A 2,927-nucleotide genomic window follows, 5' to 3' on the forward strand; every position below is an offset into this window, starting at 1 on the left:
GAATGGTTAAGCTATAAAGAGCACAGGGTGGATGCCTAGGCACTGAGAGCCGATGAAGGACGTGATAAGCTGCGAAAAGCCACGGGGAGGAGCAAATATCCTTTGAGCCGTGGATATCCGAATGGGGGAACCCACTTAAGTAAACCTTAAGTACTGACAAGCCAATACATAACTTGCCAGAGGGAACCCGGGGAACTGAAACATCTAAGTACCCGGAGGAAGAGAAAGAAACATCGATTTCCTTAGTAGCGGCGAGCGAAAGGGAAAGAGCCCAAACCGAGAGATTTATCTTTCGGGGTTAGGACTGCATAATTGATCTGCGATTGATAGGAGAATGGTCTGGGAAGTCCAGCAGGAAAGCGTGAAAGCCGCGTATCCGAAATTGAAAGCAGCAAGGCAGTATCCAGAGTACCACGAGACACGAGGAACCTTGTGGGAATGAGCGGAGACCACTCCGTAAGGCTAAATACTACTCAGTGACCGATAGCGCATAGTACTGTGAAGGAAAGGTGAAAAGGACCCCGGGAGGGGAGTGAAAGAGAACCTGAAACCCTGTGTTTACAAACTGTCGGAGCACGTAAGTGCGACGGCGTACTTTTTGTAGAACGGTCCGGCGAGTTATGATACGCGGTAAGGTTAAGGACTTAAGGTCCGGAGCCGAAGCGAAAGCGAGTGTTAAGAGCACGAGGAATCACGTATCATAGACCCGAAACCGGGTGATCTATCCATGTCCAGGATGAAGCTGCCGTAAGAGGTAGTGGAGGTCCGAACACACATCCGTTGAAAAGGGTGGTGATGAGGTGTGGATAGGGGAGAAATTCCAATCGAACCCGGAGATAGCTGGTTCTCCTCGAAATAGCTTTAGGGCTAGCCTTCAGTTAGTCTGCCGCAGGTAGAGCACTGAATTTCCTAGGGGGCGTCAAAGCCTACCGAAGAATATCAAACTGCGAATGGCGGACAGATGATGCTGGGGAGTCAGACTGCACGAGATAAGTTGGGTGGTCAAAAGGGAAAGAGCCCAGACCTACAGCTAAGGTCCCAAAGTGCGTGTTAAGTGGAAAAGGATGTGGGATTTCGAAGACAACTAGGATGTTGGCTCAGAAGCAGCCACACATTAAAAGAGTGCGTAATAGCTCACTAGTCGAGAGGTCCTGCGCCGAAAATGTCCGGGGCTGAAACACGACACCGAAGCTTAGGAACAGAATATGTTGGTAGAGGAGCATTGTTAGCGGAACGAAGCCATACCGGAAGGAGTGGTGGACTGCTAAGAAGAGAGAATGCCGGAATGAGTAGCGAGATTGAAGTGAGAATCTTCAAGGCCGAATATCTAAGGTTTCCAGGGTAAAGCTGATCTGCCCTGGGTAAGTCGGGACCTAAGGCGAGGTCGAAAGACGTAGCCGATGGACAACAGGTTGAAATTCCTGTACTGCGATATATCAGAAATGTGGGGACACAGAAGGAAAGTGTGAGCCGGGAAAGGAAAGACCGGTGCAAGCACAGGAGGAGAGATACAGGCAAATCCGTATTTCAATCCAATGGTGTTACGCGGAGCGAACAAAAGTAGCGAAGCACACAGACCATCTGTCGAGAAAAGCCGCTATTGTGTATACCGTACCCGTACCGTAAACCGACACAGGTGGATGAGGAGAGAATCCTAAGGCCGGCGGGAGAAGCATTGTTAAGGAACTCGGCAAAATGACCCCGTAACTTCGGGAGAAGGGGTGCTCACGCAAGTGAGCCGCAGAGAACTGGCCCAAGCAACTGTTTAGCAAAAACACAGGTCTATGCAAAACCGAAAGGTGAGGTATATGGGCTGACGCCTGCCCGGTGCTGGAAGGTTAAGAGGAGATGTTAGAGCAATCGAAGCATTGAATTTAAGCCCCAGTAAACGGCGGCCGTAACTATAACGGTCCTAAGGTAGCGAAATTCCTTGTCGGGTAAGTTCCGACCCGCACGAAAGGCGTAATGATTTGGGCACTGTCTCGACAATGCACCCGGTGAAATTGAAATACCAGTGAAGATGCTGGTTACCTGCGCCAGGACGGAAAGACCCCATGGAGCTTTACTCTAGCTTGATACTGGGATTCGGTATTGCATGTACAGGATAGGTGGGAGACGAAGAGGTGATGACGCCAGTTGTCACGGAGTCGATGTTGGGATACCACCCCTGCAGTACTGGGTTTCTAACCTGCGGCCGTGACCCGGCCGGGGGACAATGTCTGGTGGGGAGTTTGACTGGGGCGGTCGCCTCCGAAAGGGTATCGGAGGCGCTCAAAGGTTCCCTCAGAATGGTTGGAAACCATTCGAAGAGTGCAAAGGCAGAAGGGAGCTTGACTGCGACACCGACGGGTGGAGCAGGTACGAAAGTAGGACTTAGTGATCCGGTGGTATGAAAGTGGGATTGCCATCGCTCAACGGATAAAAGCTACCCTGGGGATAACAGGCTTATCACTCCCAAGAGTTCACATCGACGGAGTGGTTTGGCACCTCGATGTCGGCTCATCGCATCCTGGGGCTGTAGTAGGTCCCAAGGGTTGGGCTGTTCGCCCATTAAAGCGGTACGCGAGCTGGGTTCAGAACGTCGTGAGACAGTTCGGTCCCTATCCGGCGTGGGCGCAGGATATCTGAGAGGAGCTGTCCTTAGTACGAGAGGACCGGGATGGACTGACCTCTGGTGCATCGGTTGAGCCACCAGGCTCATGGCCGAGTAGCCAAGTCGGGACGGGATAAACGCTGAAGGCATCTAAGCGTGAAGCCCCCCTCAAGATGAGATATCCCATAGAGTTAATCTAGTAAGACCCCTTGAAGACGACGAGGTAGATAGGCAGAAGGTGGAAGTGTGGTGACATATGGAGCTGATCTGTACTAATAGGTCGAGGGCTTAACCGAAAGAGGTTAAGGTTTGGATAGAACAAAGAGAGTTATTC

Annotated in this window: 1 rRNA gene; it reads left to right on the forward strand. The window is 51.4% G+C overall.

Annotation, left to right across the window (positions count from 1 at the left end):
• The first annotated feature begins 4 nt into the window (after window positions 1-4).
• Window positions 5-2,889, forward strand: a 23S ribosomal RNA gene (locus C7390_RS13480).
• Window positions 2,890-2,927: the final 38 nt, after the last annotated feature.

It is taken from the genome of Bacteroides galacturonicus (genome assembly GCF_003096855.1).
GTDB classification, from domain to species: domain Bacteria; phylum Bacillota; class Clostridia; order Lachnospirales; family Lachnospiraceae; genus Lachnospira; species Lachnospira rogosae.